Source organism: Duganella sp. Root198D2 (assembly GCF_001428585.1).
Classification (GTDB): Bacteria; Pseudomonadota; Gammaproteobacteria; order Burkholderiales; family Burkholderiaceae_D; genus Rugamonas.
Map to the genome: position 1 here is coordinate 69,124 of NZ_LMIC01000014.1, position 19,730 is coordinate 88,853.

The window sequence follows — 19,730 nt, forward strand, 5'->3', positions numbered from 1 at the left end:
CCACTGGAAGGAGCCCGGCAATCCCGCTTTACATACTGTTGCATGCTGCCGCTTAATTTTAGTAACTAGTTGATAATCTTCAACTATTTAAACAAAACGAAGCGGCGCATGTAGCTATACTACGCGCTGGCCATCCAGTCGCGCATGCCGTCGACCCACGGCCTGGCATTCAGGTTCAACGATTTCCTGATCTGGGTGGCACGCTCGTACAGCACCGAAAAATCAATCGAAGGGGAGCGCTTGAAGGCGATCACCACGATGTTGGCGTCGTGGACTTCGGGCAGCCACACCACGGCATCGAACACCAGTTCCATGTGCTGCAGGTTCTTGTCGTAATTGTCGAAATCGCCAAACACATTGGTGGTCATGATGCCGTCCGGGCCCAGGCAGTCGAAGCAAGCCTGGTAGAACTCCGGCGTGTCGAGCACCGGGCCGCGCGCCTCCTCGTCGTACAGGTCGACCTGCAGCACGTCCACCGTGCCGTGGTTGCGCGGGTCGAGCACGAAATCCAGCGCATTCATCTGGCGCACTGCAAGCCGCTCGTCGTTCGGCGGCAGGCCGAACTTCTCTTCGCATATTGCAATCACGTTCGGATTGAGTTCGATGGCGGTCACGCGCGCCTTGGGAAACTGGCGGTAGCTGAACTTGGTCAAGGCCGCGCTGCCCAGGCCGAGCTGGACAATGTGACGGGGCGAAGGCAGGAACAGTGTCCATATCATCATCATGCGCACGTATTCAAGCTCGATCATGTCGGGCTTGGACAGGCGCATTGCGCCTTGCACCCAGGAAGTACCCAGGTGCAGTGAACGGACACCTTCGAATTCGGTGATGGTGGCGGGAGGAAAACCAGGCTGGTCAAATCTGCGGGAAGTCATGGCCGACAGTTTACCAGCCCGGCGCTCACGCCTCCTGGCGGCGCTTGAGGGCCGCCGCACCGGCCACCCCCAGTCCCGCCAGCAGCAGCGCATAGCCGCCCGGCTCGGGCACCGCGCTGATGTTCAGCGTGCCCGAGTAGCTGGCCGAGGCGGGCGTGAAGCCGGTATCTTCAAAATCCACATAGCCGAAGACCGTCAGTGCCAGCGGCCCCGTGATCACCGTCGGCAGCAGGAAGCCGTATTCGAACAGGCCGGGGCCGCTCAGGGACAGCTCCTGGCCATTGATGTAGGCTGCGCTGAAAGTCACGTCGGTTGACGGGCTGAAGCCCAGCGTCACCAGGCTGGCGTCGACGGAATAGGTGCCGGCGCTGGGCGAAAAGTTGAAGGTATCGGAGAAGGCTCCCTTCTCCAGGTGGGTCACGCCGAAAGCGGCGGAAAGTTCGGCGGCGCTGCCGCCGAGGTTGACATTGGTGACGACGTTGTCCGCCTGCACCGACGTGGCGGCGAATGCAAGCAGCAAAGCCATGGCTGTCTTCATGGTGTTCTCCTGGAAGCGCAGGCGAAGCGCCTGCACATTCCAAGGTAGGCCGCACAATTGAGCTGCTGTTTGATCTGGATCAAATGGGCAAGATGATTGCCACCGCAAGTCCGCCGCCTTCGCGGTTGGCCAATGCGATGCGCCCGCCATGGGCTTCGGCGATTTCGCGCGCCAGGGCCAGGCCGAGGCCGGTGCCGCTGCGCTTGGTGGAATAGAACGGCACCAGGGCGCTGGCCAGCACCGCCTCGCTCATGCCGGGGCCGCGGTCCTGCACTTCGATGCGCAGCACGCCCTGCTGGCGGCGCAGTTCGAGGCCGACGTCCTGCGGCTGCGAACCGGATTCATGGGCGTTCTTCAGCAGGTTGAGCAGGGCCTGCTCCATCTGCGCGGCATCGAAGGCATGCGGCTCGGCCGGCACTTCGCCGTGTAGCGTGAACTGCACCTGGTCCGACAGGGCGGCCAGCAAAGCGCCCCAGTTCTGCGGCTCAAGGCGCGGCGAGGGCAGCTTGGCAAAGCGCGCGTAGCCGAGGATGAAGCTTTCCAGGTGGCGCGTGCGCTCCTCGATGGTGGCCAGGATCTGCGGCAGGCGCTCGGTCTGGCCGCGCCGCACCAGCTCGCTGCCCGAGTGGGCCAGCGAGGTCAATGGCGCCAGCGAGTTGTTCAATTCGTGGCTGATCACGCGGATCACTTTTTTCCAGGTCTGCACTTCCTGGCGGCGCAATTCTTGCGTCATCTGGCGCAGCAACAGGAGTTCGTGCGGACGGCCATTCAGGCTGAAGCTGCGGCGCGCCAGGTGGAAGACTTCTTCCTCCTCGCCATCGCCGATGGTGAACAAGCCATCGCCGCCCCGGCCCACCGCATCGCGCAAGGCGGGCTGGACGCGCGCCAGCAATTGAGCCAGGCGCAGGCCCTCCAGCTTGCGGCCCTCGTTGACCAGCTGGCGCGCGGCCAGGTTGCCGAAGACGATGGCGTCGTTGTCCGTGACCAGCAGCATGGCCACGGGCGTATGCTGGACCATGGTGTCGAGCAGCAGCTCGCGCTGCACCAGGCCAAGGCGCTGTTCGCGCAGTACCTGGCCCAGCTCGTTGTGGGCGGCCACCAGGTCGCTCAATTCATCGTTCTGCGGCCAATGCAGGCTGAAGGAAAAATCGCCGTCGCGGTAGCTGGTGACCGTGCCGGTCAGCGCACGGTACAGCGAAAGCTGGCGCTGCAGCTGGGCGCGGATGGTGATCACCGCCAGTGGAACCAGGCACAGCAGCGAAATGCCGACCACGATGGTCGGATGTTTCGGCAGCAGCTGGTCCAGCCCCAGCGCAATCAGGATCCCCGTCGCCGTCAGCGTTCCCACCAGGGCCGACCACAGTGTCAGAAGTGAAAGCCGCATCAAGCTATGCCGCTGGGCTCGTGTCACACCATGGGGTCACACCCCAAGTGTGACACGGCCTCGTGTGTGAGACTGCTGGGTCCGTGTCACGTTTGGGGTGTGACCCCAAGGTGTGACACGGGCTGGGCCGTTGTGGTGGGCGGGTCATGGGCGGGCGATGCCGAGGCGTTCCATGCGGCGGTAGAGGGCTTGGCGGGAGAGGCCGAGCTCGGCTGCGGCTTGGGCCACGACGCCGCTGGAGCGCTGCAGGGCGCTGACGATGGCGTCGCGGTCGGGTTCCTGCTCGGCCCCGGCGGCGCTCGTGGCGTGGCCGTTCATCGTGCTGGCGGCGGGCAGGCCGAGGTCGGGTACGGTGATGGTCTCGCCTTGCGCCAGCAGGCTGGCGCGTGCCATCACGTTCTTCAGCTCGCGCACATTGCCGGGCCAGCCGTGCGCCAGCAGGGCGGCTTCGGCGTCGGCGCGCAAGTGGCGTTCCTTGCCGAGGAAGTGGCGCGCCAGCGGCAGGATGTCGCCGGGACGTTCGGCCAGCGGCGGCAGGCGCAGCTCGATCACGTTCAGGCGGTAGTACAGGTCTTCGCGGAAGGTGCCGGCGCGGATCATGGCGGGCAGGTCGGCATTGGTGGCGCTCACCACGCGTACCTGCACCTGGCGTTCGCGATTGGAGCCGAGCCGTTCGAAGCGGCCGGTTTCCAGCACGCGCAAGAGTTTCATCTGGCCCGCCAGCGGCAGGTTGCCGATTTCGTCGAGGAACAGGGTGCCGCCGTCGGCGGCTTCGAACTTGCCTTCGCGCGCTTTGGAGGCGCCGGTGTAGGCGCCGGCGTCGGCGCCGAACAATTCGGCTTCAATCAGTTCGGCCGGCAGGGCGCCGCAGTTGAGCACCACGAACGGCCCTTCGCGCACCGAAGAATTGGCCTGGATGATGTCGGCGATGCGTTCCTTGCCGGTGCCGTTGGGACCGGTGATCAGCACCGGCACGTCGGCGCGGGCGACCTGGCAGGCGAGCGCGATCACGCGTTCGGTGGCGGGATCGTTCCACACCATATGGCGCAGGTTGTAGCGCTCCAGTTCGCGCCGCTGGCGCAGTTCGTCGCTGCGGTGCTGGTTCAGGGCGCGGTTGGCCTGGCCCAGTTCCAGGAGGTTGCGCACGGTGGCGATCAGGCGCTTGTCGTCCCACGGCTTGGACAGGTAGTCGGCGGCGCCAGCCTTGATCAGGTCGACTGCGGCGTCAAGGTGGGTCCAGGCAGTCAGCAGGATGACGGGCAGGTCGGGGTGGTGCTTGCGGATGGCGCGGAACAGTTCCACGCCTTCGGCACCGGAGGTGGTGTCGGCGCTGAAGTTCATGTCCTGCACCACCAGGTCGATGCTGGCGCTGCGCTGGCCGAGCAGGGCAAGGCCTTCTGCGGGCGAGGCGGCGTGCAGCGATTCGATATCGTGCAGCGAGAACAGGACTTCGAGGGCGACCGCGACCGCGGTGTTGTCGTCGATGATCAGTACGGTTGGCATGTCAGGAGAATAACATGGCCCGGCCAAATGGCCAGGCCGTAAGGGAACATCAGGCGGAGCGGGTTGCCATCGCCGGCGAGATGGAGGCGGCGCGCCACGCGGGGCCATATACGGCGGCGATGCCGAGCGCCCAGGAAGCGAGGGCGCCCACGACCATGTACTCGGCCGGCAGGCGCGCCAGTTCCAGTTTCGACACCAGCAGCTGGTTCAGGGCCAGCGCCCCCAGCAGGCCGCCGGCAATCCCGGTGGTGGTGATCATCAGGTTTTCAGTCACGAAGTAGCGCAGGATGTCGATCTTGCGCGCCCCCAGCGCACGGCGAATGCCGATCTGCTTGCGGCGCTGCGTGACCCACAGGCTGGCCATGCCGACGATGCCGCTGGCCGTCACCACCATCAGCAGCACGCTGACGGTGATCAGCATCCAGCACAGCGCGTTGTCGGCCTTGTAGCGTTTGGCGCGCTCCTCGGACTGGGTGGTGGTGTGCAGCACCACCTGGCCGCGATGCAGCTTGCGCAGCGCTTGCTCGGCATCCTTGATGGCGCGGTCGCGCTGGCCGGCTTCGGCGCGCACCGTGTACAGGTTGCGCCACGTGCCGGTCAGGCGCATCGCCACCATGGTCGACCACTCGCCTTCCGCGCCCATGGCGGCGCCGGGAGTCTGCAGCGTTTCCACCACGCCTACCACGGTCACTTCGCGCGCCTCCGGACCGGTGCCGTAGAACATCTTCTTGCCGACATAGCTGGCGGCGTCGGGCCACACTTTCTGCCCCAGCGCCTTGCTGACCAGGGCCACGCTGGCGAAGGCCTTGCTGGTATTGCGGTCGACTTCCACCACGTCCTGCGCGTTGAAGTCGCGCCCGTCCACCAGTTTCAGGCCCCAGGTCTTGACCAGCGAATCGGGCGTGAGGTACAGGGTCGGGCTGGCGCTGGTGCGCAACTGGTCGCGGCTGGCGGCGACGCTGTTGTAGTTGCCTGAATTGGACAGGGCGATCTGGTTGGTGTCGGCCACCGAGACCACGCCCGGGATGGCGCGCAGTGCGGCAGCCTGCGCCTGCTGCGCCGCCAGCTGCTCTTCATGGCCGCCGGGACGCAGCGGCTTGACGCTGATGTTGAACACTTGCTCTTCGTTGGCGATGCCGGTCGGGCGCGCGGCGACGGCCTGGCGCACACTGACGATGTGCAGCGCGTTGGCCAGGATGGCAAGGCTGAGCGCCACTTGCACGGCGACCAGGATCGGGCCGGTTTTGGAGCGCATCAGCGCGGAAAAGATTGGTTTGATTTCCATGATAATTACCTCACTGCGATTTCAGTTGCAGGGCCGGGGTGACCTGGCAGGCGCGCCAGGTCGGCAGCAGGCCGGCCAGCACGGCGGCACTGACCGACATGACAAAGGTCGCCAGCAGCATCATCCAGTCCATTCTGGTGGTGACGGCAATCTGTTCCGAGATGCTGCCGATCAGGGCCAGCGCGCCCAGTGCCAGCAGCAGGCCGAGGACGCCGCCGGCCAGGCCGACCACGGCGCTCTCGATCATGAACTGGCAGAAGATTTCCTTGCGCGAGGCGCCAAGGGCGCGGCGCACGCCCACTTCCGGCGCCCGTACCGAGAATTTCGCCAGCAGCAGGCCGACCGTATTGACCAGGCAAAGCAGCAGGAAACCGAAGGCCAGCATGGCCGACAGGCGGCTGTCCTTGCCCACCACTTTCTGGTCTTCCAGCCATTCCATCACGTTGAACAGCTCATTCGGCGCGGAGCGCTGCAGGCGGCCCAGCTTGCGCTGCTCGGCGGCGTAGGCGTCGAGCCAGGCTTGCAGTTGCGGGCGCTCGGCCGCCGAGTGCAGTTCGAACCAGAACTGGATCCAGATGCATTCCGAGTCGAGCAGGGCCTGGTAGCCCGGCGCGCGCTCGGCGCTGCAGCTCATATTGCCGCTCTGCCCGAACTCGTGGCGGATCGCGTTGTGGAAGGGGATGTAGAAATCGTCCTCACTGCCAAAGGCGCCGGGACCGCCGACGATGCGGTGATAACGCGGCACCGGCTTCCAGTTGCCGTACACCCCGACTACGGCGTAGTCGAAGCCGAGCATGCGCACGCGCTGGCCGACCGGGTTGGCGCTGCCGAACAGGCGCTCGGCCAGTTTGCTGCTCAGGACCACCACGTCGGCGCCGGCCTTGTCCTCGGCCTCGCTCCATGGGCCGCCGTGCACGAAGGGCACTTCGAACATGGCGAAGAAGTCGCGCGTCGGCGTCAGCCCTTCGGCGGAAAACACCGGCAGGTCCTTGCGTGCCGGTTCGATGGTGCCGTCCACGCCGCGTATGGCGGTGCGGCGGTCGCCCTGGCCGGAGGCGAGCAGGTTGACGGCGTCGCGGTAGGACATTTCATCGCCTTCGCGTTCGCCCGGCGTGTAGCCTTTGAGCGGGCCGTTGTCGATGCGCGGCACCAGCAGGCGCTCGCTCTTGTGCGGGATCGGGTCGCCCGACATCACGTGCAGGATGGTCAGGGTCGACACGCTGGCTGCCACGCCGACCGCCAGGATCAGCACCATCAGCGCCGTCAGCACCGGGTTGCGGCGCAGGCTGCGCACGCCCAGCAGGAAGTAGTAATGGAACATCTCAGGCCTCCTTGGCCACTACCAGCGATGGCGATTTACGCACCAGGTCGGACACCTGGCCGTCGATGATGTGGACGTTGCGCTGGGTGCGCTGGGCCAGTTCCGGATCGTGGGTCACCATCAGGATGGTGGTGCCCTCGGCGTTGATCTCTTCCAGCAGCTCCATCACGCCGCGCGCCATCTGGGTATCCAGGTTGCCGGTCGGTTCGTCGGCCAGCAGCAGCTTGGGCGAGCCGGCCAGGGCGCGCGCGATGGCCACGCGCTGCTGCTGGCCGCCCGACAGTTCGGCCGGGTAGTGGCGCATGCGCGAGGCCAGGCCGACCTTGGCCAGCGCGTCTTCGATGCGCTCCTTGCGTTCGGCCGTGTTGAAGCCGCGGTAGCGCAGCGGCACGTCGACGTTGTCGAACAGGCTCAAGTCGGGGATCAGGTTGAAGCCCTGGAAGATGAAGCCCAGTTTTTCATTGCGCAGGCGGGAGCGCGCATTGTCGTCCATGCCTTTGACGTTGATGCCGTCCAGCACGTAGTCGCCGCTGGTGAAGTCTTCCAGCAGGCCGGCGATGTTCAGGAAACTGGTCTTGCCGGAGCCGGAAGGGCCGGTGACGGTGACGAATTCGCCCTGTTTGACTTCGATCTCGAAGCCGCGCAGCGCGTGGGTTTCGATCATGTGGGTGCGATACACTTTGCTCAGGTTATTCATGCGCAGCATGCTTAATCTCCGTAGGGGGTTATTTATTGATCGAGACGCGTTTGGCGTTCTCAAAGTTTTCGCTACCGGCGATCACGATCCGGTCGCCTTGTTTCAATCCATTGACGATTTCCACGGCTGCCACGCTGGTGGCGCCCAGCTGCACCGGAGTGCGCACGGCAATGCCGTCCTGCAGCAGGTAGACATAGCGGCCGCCTTCCGATTCGACGAACGGGCCGCGCTGCACCATCAGCACGTTTTGCTTCTCGTCGATCAGCAGGCGCGCCGATACGCGCTGGCTCTGGCGCAGGCCTTCCGGCTGCTGGTCGAAGCGCACGCGCGCCAGCACCTGGTTCTTCACCACCTCCGGCGACAGGGCCGACAGCTTGCCCTTGGTTTTCACGCCGGCCACTTCGATTTCGGCGGTCATGCCAAGGCCGAGGTCGTTGACGTAGGACTCGGGCACTTCCAGTTCCACTTCGAGCTGCGACAGGTCGACCAGCGTCATGAGCGGGGAGTTGGCCTGCACCACGCTGCGGTTGGCGACCGACAGGGTGCCGATGAAGCCGTCCACCGGCGCGCGCACGGTCAGTTCGTCGACGCGGCGCTGGGCGTTGGCCAGCGACAGCTTCTGGCGCTCCATCTGCGCGGTCTTGGTTTTCAGTTCCAGCGACACGTTGTCGCTTTCCAGTTCGGCGGCCTGCCTGGTGTGCCTGGCGCGGATGTCGGCAGCTGCCACCGCGTCCTTGGCCTTCTGCATATCGATCTTGGCGATGATGCCTTCGGTCGACACGCTTTCGTAGCGCTGCAGGGTGCGCATGGCGGAGATGCGCTCGATTTCGGCGGTGTCGGCTTCGCGCTGCGCGGCCAGCTTCTGCTTGCGGGCCAGGATCTGCTGGCGCGCGACTTCCGCTTGCAGTTCGCCGAACAGGGTCTGCTCTTTTTTCAGTTCGTCCGTCAGGTCGGGCGATTCCAGCACGGCCAGCACCTGGCCTTTCTTGACCGTGTCGCCGGCGTGCACCTTCAGTTCGACCGTGGAGGTGGAAGTCGAATACAGGGTTGGACTGACGGCGGCCACGATGCGGCCGTTGACGGCGGCGTCGCGGATCAGCGTGCCGCGCGTGACTTCGCCGATGCGCAGGCGCGCGGCGCTGATCGACTGCTCGCTACCGCTCCAGTTTTTCAGCAGGCTGAAGCCGGCCGCGGCCAGCGCCACGCCGGCCAGCAGCAGCAGCACTGTGCGGCGCGGGAAGCGGCTGGCGGGCGCTGCGATCACTTGGTCCTGGTGTGAGGTGTCGCGAATCATGTTCTTGTTCCTGGTGATGGTGATTTGGTCAAGGTAGTTAATGCATGAAGCGTGCCAGGATCTAAGTTGTTGATTTTTATGAGGTCCGTGACCACGGCCCGGCTGTCCGCGAGCGTCCACCGCGTCCGCCTGTCCGTCGCCGCGAAGCGGGCTACTTGATTTTTTAGTAAGCGGATATACTTGTTGGCTTAACTTTATGGCAAGGAGTGGTTCTGTGGAGTATCCGTTCCCGGACAGCGCAGTGGCGCGCTACGACGAGCTGGCGGCCAGCAGTGGCAACGGCGCGGTGGATGATCAGAGCTGGCAGGATTTGCTGCTGTCGCCCTATCTCGCTGAAGTCGGCGCCGGCGCCAGCATCTTCGGTCGCCAAGTGCTGTATCGGCGCTTGCGGCGCGGCGCGGCACTTGCATCGTCCGGGCGTGTCCGCGCTTTGCTCGCGGACAGCGGCGCGCGGGAACGGCTGGCCTTGCAGCTCGCGCCCTTGCGCAAGGCCAGCGCGGAAGTCACCGGGTCGCTGTTCGTCGCCGTCGCTGACGCCGCAGCCACCACTGCGCCCGTGGAACAGTCGCCACTGCCGGCCGTGCCACGCTGGTCGGCCTGGCTCTGGCTGGTGCCGTTGGCTTTCCTCGCCAGCGCCGTTGCCAGCGTCTTCTGGCTGAGCGCCCTGGTGCCGGCGGTCCTGCTGTCGCTGGTCTTGATGGCGATCCAGATCGCGTTTCATGCGCGCATCCAGCAATGGGCCGCCATCGCCGAAGCGCTGCAATTGCAGCTCTATGCGCACAGCCGGCAAGCGGATGCGCCCGGCGCCGCACATGCCGCCCAATTGCGCGCCGGGCTGGCACGCAATGCGTTCTCCACCGCGCCTGGCGTCGCAGAATATGCGGACTGGGTCATGTTGGCGAACCTGAAGCACTATTTCGCTACGCGCCGCCTGGTGCGGGACCATGCGCCTTTCCTGCGCGAGAGCTATGAGCTGGCGGCCGGCCTGGATGCCGACCTTGCATTGGCGCGCCACCTGTCCGCGCAAGCGCATTGGTGCTGGGCGGAGGAGGGCTGGGAGCAGGAGATTCACCTGCGAGCGGTACGCCACCCGTTGCTGCCCGATGCGCAGCCGCTGGAGCTGTCGCTGGAAGGGAAGAGTGCCTTCATCAGCGGCCAGAATGGCATCGGCAAAAGCACCTTGCTGCGTACGGTCGGCCTGAACCTGCTGGCGGCACGCGCTTTCGGCTTCTGCTACGCGGAGGCGGCGCGGGTGCCGAACCTGCCGGTGTATGCCAGTATGCACAACGAGGACGCGCTGGATGGCGGCGAAAGCCTCTATCAATCGGAGCTGCGCCGCGCGCACGAATTGCTGGCGCTGGCAAAAGAGCCGCAGCGCGCGGTCTTCATCATCGACGAGATCTTCCGCGGCACGAACCACCTGGAGTCGGTGTCAGCCTCCGCCGCGGTGCTGGAACAACTCGCCGGCCGCGGTACTGTGCTGGTGTCCTCGCACAATGTGGTGCTGGCGCAGTTGCTGGAGACATGCTGCCTGCCGTTGCTGGTGCAAAAGCGCGCCGACCGCCTGGTGCTGACGCCCGGTGTGCTGGCCGAAACCAACGGCCTGACACTGCTGGCCCAGGCCGGCTTCGACCCTTCCCTCGAACAACGCGCGCGCGACGTCTACAAACGCCTCAGCGGCCGGCTGCTGCCGGCATAGGGCGCAGCGTCTTGCGGCGCAGCCAAAGCCTGGTCAGGCCGTACATGATCGCGATCACCATCATCCACGCGGCATAGACCACGCCCAGCGACGGCTGGTAACCGTTTGGCAGGGTAAGACCTCCGGGCCCGCCTTGCGGTATCGCGCCGTAGCGCAGCATGAAATACGGCCCCGAAAGGAAGTGGATCATGGCAATGTGGATCACGTAGAAGAACATCGGCGTGCCGCCGAACAGCATCAGCAGCGGCACGGGACGCAAGCGTTCGAACCACGCCAGCACAGGCAGCGCAATGCCGATCGTCACGCACAAGTAGAGCAGCGAGGGCGGGTATTTGTGCACGCGGATGAAGGAAAGGAAATCCCACACCAGGCCGCGTCCTTGCGGCGCCCAGGGATCGGGATCGCCGTAGAAATTCCCGCTGCGCAGGGCGACGAAGAGCAACAGCAAGACGCAGCCGGCGATCACCAGGAAACGCTGCCGGCGTGCCGCCTGCCACTGGAACACGGGCCCCAGCGCGTAGCCGGCCGCGATCAGTCCAAGCCATGGCATCAACGGATACGCGAGATACACGCCGTAATTCCCGGCCACCGGCCAGAAGCCGCGCTGGTGCCACGCCAGCCACAGGGGATGGCTGGACTGGATCGTGTCGAGCAGGTTGTGCGGCAGGATCAGCAGCGCCGCAATGGCCGCTACGGCTGGCATGGGCAGCCATGCCAGCCCGGCCAGGAAAATCATCCCCATGCCCAGCGCCCACAGTACCTGCAGGATGGTGACGTTATATCCGAACTGCCAGCTGAAACTGATCCACGTTGCTTCAAGCACCAGCAGCAGCAGGCCGCGCGTGAGGAGGTAGCGCGACAAGGATGGGGTGCCGCACCGGGTGCCGCGCAGGAAGGCCGAAGTGCCGGCCAGCAGCACGAAGGTGGACGCGCACAGATGCGTGATCCAGCGCGTGGCAAACCACAACGGCGTGGTCTGCGCCAGGTCTTCCGGATCGAACAGCGCGGCGCCGAAGAAATCGCGGGTATGGTCCAACGCCATCAACACAATTACCAGGCCGCGCAGCATGTCGATGCTGGCGAGCCGCTTCGTAGTCTGCATGCTCGTCCCCATTATTTATTTGCTATGCATTGTGGGCGTGAATTGCCATCCAGGCAAATATTTAATTTCTGTCTTGACAGAAATTTGTGTAAGCATAGAATGGCTGGCATGGAACTGAAACCGATAGCCGAACGTTTTGTACTGCACTGGGGCGAGATGGGTTCGCGCTGGGGTGTCAACCGCACCGTGGCGCAAATCCACGCGCTGTTGTACCTGGCCGCGCGGCCAATGGACGCTGAGGAAATCCAGCAAACGCTGGGGGTGGCGCGCTCCAATGTCAGCAACAGTCTGAAAGAGCTGCAATCCTGGAGCCTGGTGAAAGTGGTGCACCTGAAAGGCGACCGCCGCGACCATTTCGAAACTTCGACGGACGTGTGGGAGCTGTTCAAGCTGATCGTAGCCGGCCGCCGCCAGCGCGAGATTGACCCGACTGCCGCCGCGCTGACCGAATGCCTCGCCAATCCAGCAATGGCCGACGAGGACCAAGGCACGCGCGAACGGATCGAGGAAACGCTGAAGTTCATCGAGGTGATGGCAACGCTGTCGGATGAACTGCTGCGCTACAAGCCGGAAACGCTGATGAAGACCTTGGGCGTGAGCGCCAAGATCAGCCGGGCCATCCGCGGCAAGTAGTGAAGCAGCAGCAGCGGGCAGCAATGCCCGTTTTTTTTGAATTGATTATTTCTGTTTTTACAGAAATTACTGTCAGTAAGGAGTGGCGCATGAAGGTCCTGGTCTGCGGTGCCTCCGGGTTCATCGGCACTGCTGTTGCCGCGCGGCTGGCGGCAGCCGGCCACCACGTGCTGCGCGGCGTGCGCCATGTCGAGCGGGCCGGCGACGTGGCAATCGACTACGGCGCAGACTTGCAGCCGTGCGCCTGGCTGGATCGCTTGCGTGGCGTGGACGCCGTGGTGAACGCCGTGGGCATCATCCGCGAAAACGGCGCGGCAAGTTTCGAGGCCTTGCACTCAGGCGCACCGGCGGCGTTGTTCGCAGCGTGCGCCGAGGCCGGCGTGCGGCGCGTGGTGCAGGTTTCGGCGCTCGGCGCCGGGCAAGGCGACACCGCCTACTTCGCCAGCAAGCGCGCGGCGGACGAGGTTTTGATGTCGCTGCCGCTGGAATGGATCATCCTGCGGCCAGCACTGGTCTTCGGCCGCGAAGGCGGTTCGGCGGCGATGTTCTGCCGCCTGGCCAGCATGCCGCTGACGATCGCGCCGGCATTGGGCGCGGCGCGCTTCCAGCCGCTGCATGTCGACGACCTGGCGGATGCGGTGGTTGCCGCGCTCGACCCGGAAACGCCGGCGCAGCGCGTGTTCGATATCGCCGGCAGTACTGCCGTCGGCTACGAGGGCATGCTGGCTGCCTACCGCAGTGGCATGGGCTTTGCGCCGGCGCCGGTGCTGCGCGTTCCGGCGGCGCTAATGGCGCTTGCCGCCAGGGCCGGCCGCAGCTTGCCCGCGGCCCTTCTCACGCCGGACAACTGGAGGATGCTGCGCGCGGGAAGCGCGTTGGCGCAAGGCGATACTGCCGGCGCCGCGGCAACGCGCGAACTGCTTGGCCGCGCGCCGCGCGCCGTAACCGATTTCATCCCGTCCGCCGAGCGCGAAGTGTTTCGCCTGCGCGCGCTGGCAGCATGGCGCGCCAGCTTGCTGCGCTGGACCCTGGCCATCGTCTGGCTGGCGACCGCCTTGGTGAGCGCCTTGATCTACCCCCGCGCCGGCAGCCTGGCCCTGCTGGCAGGCGTCGGCATCCAGGGCGTGCCGGCCGTCGTGGCGCTGTACGGCGCCGCTGCGCTGGACGCCGCACTCGGCATCGCCTGCATCATGCGCCCGCGGCGCGCTCTCTGGCTGGCGCAGGGCGCGCTGATACTCGGCTATAGCGTGGCGATCGCGGCCTGCCTGCCGGAATACCTTTGGCATCCCTTTGGCCCCTTGCTGAAGAACCTGCCGATCCTGGCCATCCTGGTCATTTTGTATGCAGAGGAAAAAACATGGACTACCTGACCATCAAGACCATCCACATCCTGTCCTCGGTGCTGCTGGTCGGCACCGGTTTCGGCACCGCGTTCTATCTGTTTTTCGCGAACCGCTCGAAATCGGTGGAAGCGATTGCCGTAGTCTCGCGGCTGGTGGTGCGCGCCGACTGGTGGTTCACCACGCCGGCCGTGATCGTGCAACCCTTGTCCGGCGCCTGGATGATTTACCTCGCAGGCTATCCGCTGGACGCATTCTGGATCAAGGCTTCGCTGGCGCTGTATGCCCTGGCGGGCGCTTGCTGGCTGCCGGTGGTGTGGTACCAGGTCAGGATGGGCAGGATGGCGCTGGCGGCGCATGCGGCCAATACCGAGCTGCCAGCGCAATACTGGCGCTATGCGCGGCGCTGGGAACTGCTCGGCTATCCGGCGTTCATCGCCATGCTTGCCGTGTACTGGCTGATGGTGCACAAGCCGGTGTAAGCGCTGCCGCTTACTTGTCCTGCGACTGCGGCTTGCCCTTGTCGATCACTTCGCGGCAGTCGCCCTTGAACTTTGCGTTGTCGTAGTTGGTCCAGCCGTAGCTGTCGACCACCCGCTTGTGCACCTGGAAGTCCTTGTTGAGGAAACTCCAGGACGGCTTGTCGTCCGGATAGCGGATGTTCGCCACGTCCAGCATGGTGTGGAAAATGTTCTCCGTCGCCAGCTTGGCCTTGCGGTTGCGCAGCAAGGCGCCCACCTTGGACGGATAGTGCTCCAGGTACTGGTCGGAGAACCACATGAAGGCCGGCACATGGAATTCGTAGTCCGTGTTGTGGCCGTGGAAGGCCAGGCGGCAGGAACCGTCATACAAGGTCTGGCCGTGGTCCGCGACGTACAGCATCGAAGCCAGCTGCCCGGTGCCTTTCAGGTCGGCGATCACCTGCGCCAGGAACCAGTCGGTGTACAGGATCGAATTGTCGTAGCTGTTATTCAGTTGCGGCTTGATCTTCAGGTCGGTGTACACCGGTTTGTCGATGCCGAACAGCGACGGCTGCCATTTGTCGAACTCTTTCGGATGGCGCTGGCTGTAGTTCCAGTGGCTGCCCAGCGAATGCAGCACGATCAGCTTTTTCGGCGACGGGTCGGCCAGCGCGCGTTTGAGCGGCTCGAACAGCACGTCGTCGTAATTGGAATGGTTGGTGAAGCCGCCCAGGTTGAGGAACTGGATCACGTCGGCCTCTTTGGCAAACACCGATACCGGCGTGTCGTACTGGCCGAACGAGATCTGGTTCGACAGCCACCATGTCTTGAAACCCGCTTCCTTGTAGGCGGTCAGGAAGGACTTCTCGCTGAAGCCGTCCTTCAGGCTCTGGGTGGCCGGCTTGCGCGAAATAATGACCGGCACCGACAGGCGCGTCGCCGACACCGACGTGATCACGTCCGACAGCGGCACCAGGTTGCTTTCCTTGCCCAGCAAGGGATTGGTTTCGCGCTTGTAGCCGTTCAGGCTCCAGCGGTCGTAGCGCGAAGATTCGCCCAGCACCATCACCACGATTTCCGGCTGCTGGCCGCCATCGACCTGCCGCGCGCCGAACTCGAAGCTGGCGCTGCGTTCATCCAGTTCGGACAGGTAGCGCCGTTCCTTGTAAAAGTCATAGCCGCGCGCGCCCAGGCCAAAGGGCCACGATTCGATGAACTGGCCCGGATCGACAGGCAGCCGCGCCCAGTAAGGCAGGGCCGGACCAGGCAGGTGCAGCATGTGGGCGCCGGCCACTGCGGCGTGCGACGAGGCGCTTTCGCTGGCGCTGTCGTCGGCCGACGCGCTCATGCTTGCGCTTGCGCTATTGGCCGCGGTACTGGCCGCCGTGCGTTCGGGCGCCGCGTCGATGCCGAATTCATAGCCCCAGGCTGCAGCCGCTGCCAGCATGGCCAGCGCGAACAGCGCCAACCAGCGCGAGCCGCCGGTCCAATCCAAGCCGCGCGTCTGGCGGGCGGCGCGGAAGCTCAGCACCCACCACACGGCCACGCCCACCATCACCGCCAGCATGCTCCACACTTTGCGGCCGAGGAATTCCATCGCTTCCTGCGGACTGGTTTCGGCCAGGATGCCAAGGTGGTGGGTGGAAATGCCCTGGCCGTAGAATACGAACAGGTAGATCTCCGTGGGCAAGGCCAGGAAGGCGGGCACCAGCAGCCAGTGGAAATAGGCCGGCCGCTTGAACAGCGCCCACACGGTGACCCAGGCCACGCACTCGACCCCCAGCAGCTGCCATGGCTGTTCCATCGGTTTGCCCAGCATCAATGGCACGAAGGGCACAGCGGATAGCGCCAGGTAGCTAAACAGGATGAACAGGTGTGAAGGGCGCGGCAGCATTGCTTACAGGAAAGTACAAAATGATCGCTATTATGATGCCAATAGCGGGCCGTGGGGCGTCCCAATACTGCCACTTTATTCAGCATGCCGGTTGACTGAGCTGTTAACCAGGTATATACTCGCGAGTTCTCAATTTAGTCTGCGCATCGTATACGCGTTTGTTTGAGCGACGTTTAGCGCACTCTAAGAGATACCGTTTTAGCCCCCGGGCAAGGCTGCCTGGGTTGTCAATGCTGTAATTTTGTTGGATTTAAAACGATGCCAACCATCAACCAATTGATTCGCCAACCACGTACCAAGCTGGTCGTGAAGAGCAAATCGCCGGCACTTGAAAACTGCCCGCAAAAGCGTGGCGTGTGCACCCGTGTGTACACCACCACTCCTAAGAAGCCTAACTCGGCACTGCGTAAAGTTGCAAAAGTGCGCCTGACCAACGGTTTCGAAGTGATTTCGTACATCGGCGGTGAAGGCCACAACCTGCAGGAACACAGCGTTGTCCTGCTGCGCGGCGGTCGTGTAAAAGACTTGCCGGGTGTGCGTTACCACATGGTCCGTGGCTCTCTGGATACCCAGGGCGTTAAAGACCGTAAGCAAGCTCGCTCCAAGTACGGTGCGAAGCGCGCTAAGGCCGCTAAGAAGTAATTTGCAATTTAACTGAGTTGAGGCGGTCGCGAGACCGAGTAAGTGGATGGCTATGATGGCCACCGCGAGTGCCAAATGAGAGGCGCTCAACTGAAGAAAAGGAAATGACATGCCACGTCGTCGTGAAGTACCCAAGCGCGAAATTCTGCCGGATCCAAAATTCGGTAGCACCGAAGTCGCTAAATTCGTTAACGTTCTGATGCTGTCCGGCAAGAAGTCGGTTGCAGAAAACATCATCTACGGTGCCTTTGACCACATCCAATCCAAGTCCGGCAAGGACCCGCTGGAAGTGTTCACCGCAGCGATCAACAACGCCAAACCAATGGTTGAAGTGAAGTCCCGCCGCGTCGGTGGTGCTAACTACCAGGTTCCAGTCGAAGTGCGCCCAGTGCGCCGCCTGGCCCTGTCCATGCGTTGGCTGCGTGAAGCCGCTAACAAGCGCTCCGAAAAGTCCATGCCACAGCGCCTGGGCGGCGAGCTGCTGGAAGCCGCGGAAGGCCGTGGCGGCGCGATGAAGCGTCGTGACGAAGTCCACCGTATGGCTGAAGCGAACAAGGCGTTCTCGCACTTCCGCTTCTAATACGTTTGGCCAGCCTTTACTGGCTGGCCTTGTTCAAGCCGGGCACATTTTTCTCGAAAAGATGCTGCTCGGTTTTGTCCATTCAAAGATTTAGGATCAATTATGGCCCGCAAGACCCCCATTGAGCGCTACCGTAACATCGGTATCTCCGCTCACATCGACGCCGGTAAGACCACCACCACCGAACGCGTCCTGTTCTACACCGGCGTGAACCACAAGATTGGTGAAGTGCACGACGGCGCTGCCACCATGGACTGGATGGAGCAGGAACAAGAGCGCGGCATTACCATTACCTCGGCAGCGACGACCTGCTTCTGGAATGGTATGGCCAACAACTTCAAGCCACACCACATCAACATCATCGACACCCCAGGGCACGTTGACTTCACCATTGAAGTTGAGCGTTCCATGCGCGTGCTGGATGGCGCTTGCATGGTTTACTGCGCAGTGGGCGGCGTGCAGCCACAGTCTGAAACCGTATGGCGCCAGGCTAACAAGTACAAAGTGCCGCGTCTGGCCTTCGTGAACAAGATGGACCGTACCGGCGCCAACTTCTTCAAGGTCTACGAGCAGATGCGTTCGCGCCTGAAGGCCAACCCAGTCCTGATCCAGATCCCGATCGGCGCCGAAGACAACTTCAAAGGCGTGATTGACCTGGTCAAGATGAAGGCCATCATCTGGGACGACGCGTCCCAGGGCATGAAGTTCGACTACATGGACATCCCGGCCGAACTGGCTGACTCCGCACAAGAGTGGCGCGAGAAGATGGTTGAAGCCGCTGCTGAAGCCAACGAAGAACTGATGAACAAGTACCTGGAAGAAGGCGAACTCTCTGAAGAAGAGATCAAGACCGCCCTGCGCCAGCGTACCATCGCTTCGGAAATCGTTCCGATGATGTGCGGCACCGCCTTCAAGAACAAGGGCGTGCAAGCCATGCTGGACGCCGTGATCGAATACCTGCCGTCGCCGATCGACATCGCTGACGTTGCCGGTACCGATGACGACGAACAGCCAGCCACCCGTAAAGCTTCGGACGAAGAAAAGTTCGCTGCGCTGGCATTCAAGATCATGACCGACCCGTTCGTGGGCCAGCTGGCATTCTTCCGCGTCTACTCCGGCGTGGTGAATGCAGGCGACACCATCTACAACTCGGTCAAGCAGCGTAAAGAACGCCTGGGCCGTATTCTGCAGATGCACGCCAACCAGCGTGAAGAGATCAAAGAAGTCCGCGCCGGCGACATCGCCGCTGCCGTGGGCCTGAAGGACGTGACCACCGGCGAAACCCTGTGCGATCCATCCTCGATCATCACCCTGGAAAAGATGGTGTTCCCAGAGCCGGTGATCCAGCAGGCTGTCGAGCCTAAGACCAAGGCTGACCAGGAAAAGATGGGCCTGGCCCTGAACCGCCTGGCACAGGAAGATCCTTCGTTCCGCGTGAAGACCGACGAAGAATCCGGCCAGACCATCATCGGTGGTATGGGCGAGCTGCACCTGGAAATTATCGTTGACCGTATGAAGCGCGAATTCGGCGTGGAAGCAACCGTTGGCAAGCCACAGGTTGCATACCGCGAAACCGTGCGCAAGTCGGTGTCCGACGTGGAAGGCAAGTTCGTCAAGCAGTCCGGTGGCCGCGGCCAGTACGGTCACGCCGTTGTTACCCTGGAACCACAGGAACAAGGCAAGGGCTTCGAATTCGTCGACGCGATCAAGGGCGGTGTGATTCCTCGCGAATTCATCCCTGCGGTGGAAAAAGGCGTGCGCGAAACCCTGAACAATGGTGTTCTGGCAGGCTACCCAGTGGTTGACGTCAAAGTCACCCTGACCTTCGGCTCCTACCACGACGTTGACTCGAACGAAAATGCATTCCGCATGGCCGGTTCGATGGCGTTCAAGGAAGCTTGCCGTCGCGCCAGCCCAGTGATCCTGGAGCCAATGATGGCTGTGGAAGTCGAGACTCCGGAAGACTACGCCGGTACCGTGATGGGCGACCTGTCGTCCCGCCGCGGTATGGTGCAGGGCATGGACGAGATCCCAGGCGGCGGCGGCAAGATCATCAAGGCAGAGGTACCTCTGTCCGAGATGTTCGGCTACTCGACCATCCTGCGTTCCGCGACCCAGGGCCGCGCGACCTACACCATGGAGTTCAAGCACTACTCCGAGGCGCCTAAGCACGTGATCGACGCAATCGTCACCGCCAAAGCGAAGTAAAATAAATAATTACCCGGGCGGGGGAGATCCTCCCGCCCGGAATTGACCTTAAATCAAAGTTCTGAGGAAGAATTAAAATGGCAAAAGAAAAGTTCGAGCGGACTAAACCGCACGTGAACGTTGGCACCATCGGTCACGTTGACCACGGCAAGACCACCCTGACCGCAGCTATCGCTACCGTCCTGTCGAAGAAATTCGGCGGCGAAGCCAAAGCTTACGACCAGATCGACGCTGCTCCAGAAGAAAAAGCACGCGGCATTACCATCAACACCGC

The 19,730-nt window shown here is 63.4% G+C and carries 18 protein-coding genes; 8 read left to right on the forward strand and 10 right to left on the reverse strand.

What is annotated here, in order from left to right; genetic code table 11:
• Positions 1-119: 119 nt before the first annotated feature.
• The 8 genes from ASE26_RS15360 to ASE26_RS15395 form a co-directional block, all read right to left on the reverse strand.
• Positions 120-875 carry a spermidine synthase gene (locus ASE26_RS15360; protein ID WP_055928413.1) on the reverse strand — a complete coding sequence of 252 codons (756 nt, stop codon included), beginning with the start codon at positions 873-875 and terminating at the stop codon, positions 120-122.
• Positions 876-900: 25 nt separating this feature from the next.
• Positions 901-1,413, reverse strand: coding sequence for an FxDxF family PEP-CTERM protein (locus ASE26_RS15365; protein ID WP_057246514.1), 513 nt, complete (start codon positions 1,411-1,413; stop codon positions 901-903).
• Between the two features lie 79 nt (positions 1,414-1,492).
• Positions 1,493-2,797, reverse strand: a complete 1,305-nt coding sequence (locus tag ASE26_RS15370; RefSeq protein ID WP_057246515.1) for a PAS domain-containing sensor histidine kinase — start codon at positions 2,795-2,797, stop codon at positions 1,493-1,495.
• A gap of 144 nt (positions 2,798-2,941) precedes the next feature.
• The gene (locus ASE26_RS15375) at positions 2,942-4,300 is read right to left on the reverse strand and encodes a sigma-54 dependent transcriptional regulator (RefSeq protein WP_055928420.1); all 1,359 of its coding nucleotides are present in this window, start codon (positions 4,298-4,300) and stop codon (positions 2,942-2,944) included.
• A 49-nt stretch (positions 4,301-4,349) separates the two neighbouring features.
• Positions 4,350-5,585 (reverse strand): ABC transporter permease, encoded by a 1,236-nt coding sequence (locus ASE26_RS15380; protein ID WP_055928423.1) that lies wholly within the window; start codon positions 5,583-5,585, stop codon positions 4,350-4,352.
• 10 nt (positions 5,586-5,595) lie between these two features.
• Positions 5,596-6,906, reverse strand: coding sequence for an ABC transporter permease (locus tag ASE26_RS15385; RefSeq protein WP_055928426.1), 1,311 nt, complete (start codon positions 6,904-6,906; stop codon positions 5,596-5,598).
• A 1-nt stretch (position 6,907) separates the two neighbouring features.
• Positions 6,908-7,612 (reverse strand): ABC transporter ATP-binding protein, encoded by a 705-nt coding sequence (locus ASE26_RS15390; protein WP_055928430.1) that lies wholly within the window; start codon positions 7,610-7,612, stop codon positions 6,908-6,910.
• A gap of 19 nt (positions 7,613-7,631) precedes the next feature.
• Entirely contained in the window at positions 7,632-8,897 is a 1,266-nt protein-coding gene (locus ASE26_RS15395; protein WP_057246516.1) for an efflux RND transporter periplasmic adaptor subunit, read from the reverse strand.
• Positions 8,898-9,111: 214 nt separating this feature from the next.
• Here ASE26_RS15395 and ASE26_RS15400 point away from each other — a divergent pair, with 214 nt between their 5' ends.
• Positions 9,112-10,596: a hypothetical protein gene (locus tag ASE26_RS15400; RefSeq protein ID WP_057246517.1), complete on the forward strand. Its 1,485-nt coding sequence runs from the start codon at positions 9,112-9,114 to the stop codon at positions 10,594-10,596.
• Here ASE26_RS15400 and ASE26_RS15405 read toward each other — a convergent pair.
• Positions 10,571-11,698 carry a DUF1624 domain-containing protein gene (locus tag ASE26_RS15405; protein WP_055928439.1) on the reverse strand — a complete coding sequence of 376 codons (1,128 nt, stop codon included), beginning with the start codon at positions 11,696-11,698 and terminating at the stop codon, positions 10,571-10,573. The genes ASE26_RS15400 and ASE26_RS15405 overlap by 26 nt on opposite strands.
• 108 nt (positions 11,699-11,806) lie before the next feature.
• On the opposite strand from ASE26_RS15405, the gene ASE26_RS15410 reads away from it, so the two are divergent.
• The 3 genes from ASE26_RS15410 (at position 11,807) to ASE26_RS15420 (ending at position 14,153) form a co-directional block, all read left to right on the forward strand.
• Positions 11,807-12,331: a GbsR/MarR family transcriptional regulator gene (locus ASE26_RS15410; RefSeq protein ID WP_055928469.1), complete on the forward strand. Its 525-nt coding sequence runs from the start codon at positions 11,807-11,809 to the stop codon at positions 12,329-12,331.
• A gap of 89 nt (positions 12,332-12,420) precedes the next feature.
• Positions 12,421-13,701, forward strand: a complete 1,281-nt coding sequence (locus ASE26_RS15415; protein WP_057246518.1) for an SDR family oxidoreductase — start codon at positions 12,421-12,423, stop codon at positions 13,699-13,701.
• Complete coding sequence (locus ASE26_RS15420) at positions 13,689-14,153, forward strand: DUF2269 domain-containing protein (protein WP_055928447.1); 465 nt, start codon at positions 13,689-13,691, stop codon at positions 14,151-14,153. Before ASE26_RS15415 ends, ASE26_RS15420 begins: the two co-directional genes overlap by 13 nt.
• A gap of 10 nt (positions 14,154-14,163) precedes the next feature.
• Here ASE26_RS15420 and ASE26_RS15425 read toward each other — a convergent pair whose 3' ends face one another.
• Entirely contained in the window at positions 14,164-16,026 is a 1,863-nt protein-coding gene (locus tag ASE26_RS15425) for a phosphoethanolamine transferase (protein ID WP_057246519.1), read from the reverse strand.
• 258 nt (positions 16,027-16,284) lie between these two features.
• Between ASE26_RS15425 and rpsL the strand changes: the two genes are divergently transcribed.
• From rpsL to ASE26_RS15445, 4 genes are all read left to right on the forward strand, one after another.
• Entirely contained in the window at positions 16,285-16,668 is a 384-nt protein-coding gene (gene rpsL / locus ASE26_RS15430; protein ID WP_028102972.1) for a 30S ribosomal protein S12, read from the forward strand.
• A 109-nt stretch (positions 16,669-16,777) separates the two neighbouring features.
• Positions 16,778-17,248 (forward strand): 30S ribosomal protein S7, encoded by a 471-nt coding sequence (gene rpsG, locus ASE26_RS15435; protein ID WP_028102973.1) that lies wholly within the window; start codon positions 16,778-16,780, stop codon positions 17,246-17,248.
• A 102-nt stretch (positions 17,249-17,350) separates the two neighbouring features.
• Complete coding sequence (gene fusA, locus ASE26_RS15440) at positions 17,351-19,456, forward strand: elongation factor G (RefSeq protein WP_055928452.1); 2,106 nt, start codon at positions 17,351-17,353, stop codon at positions 19,454-19,456.
• 77 nt (positions 19,457-19,533) lie between these two features.
• Positions 19,534-19,730, forward strand: a 197-nt coding sequence (locus ASE26_RS15445; RefSeq protein WP_057245772.1) for a GTP-binding protein, incomplete at its 3' end; no start/stop codon positions are given.